The organism is Corynebacterium sp. MSK035 (assembly GCF_030232615.1).
In the GTDB taxonomy this organism is placed as follows: Bacteria; Actinomycetota; Actinomycetes; order Mycobacteriales; family Mycobacteriaceae; genus Corynebacterium; species Corynebacterium jeikeium_D.
This window is the reverse complement of sequence record NZ_JASPJP010000046.1, coordinates 1-594: the sequence shown is the minus strand read 5'-3', so window position 1 is coordinate 594 and position 594 is coordinate 1. Positions and strand designations below refer to the sequence as shown.

The 594-nt window shown below is 56.6% G+C and carries 1 rRNA gene; it reads right to left on the bottom strand.

From position 1 onward, the window contains the following. Window positions 1-594, bottom strand: a 23S ribosomal RNA gene (locus tag QP978_RS10775); the annotation flags it as partial.

Genomic DNA, 594 nt, shown 5'->3' with positions numbered 1-594 from the left:
CTTGGCTACTACCAGTTCAGGTCCCCAGCATCACACACACCAACCAACCTAAAAGGCTAGTAAACGGCGCGTGTTCAGGTGGGTTAGTATCCCTGATTCACCATGGGCGCGGACACACGGGTACGGGAATATCAACCCGTTATCCATCGACTACGCCTGTCGGCCTCGCCTTAGGTCCCGACTCACCCTGGGAGGATTAACCTGGCCCAGGAACCCTTAGTCATTCGGCGGAGGAGTTTTCCACTCCTCATTCGCTACTCATGCCTGCATTCTCACTCGCGCACACTCCACACTAGGGTTACCCCAGCGCTTCACAGCAGTCACGCGACGCTCCCCTACCCAACCACCAAAAGATGATTGCCGCGGCTTCGGCGGTGTACTTGAGCCCCACTACATTGTCGGCGCAGAACCACTCGACCAGTGAGCTATTACGCACTCTTTCAAGGATGGCTGCTTCTAAGCCAACCTCCTGGTTGTCTTCGCGATCCCACATCCTTTTCCACTTAGCACACCCTTAGGGGCCTTAGCCGGCGATCTGGGCTGTTTCCCTCTCGACTACGAAGCTTATCCCCCGCAGTCTCACTGCCGTGCTCT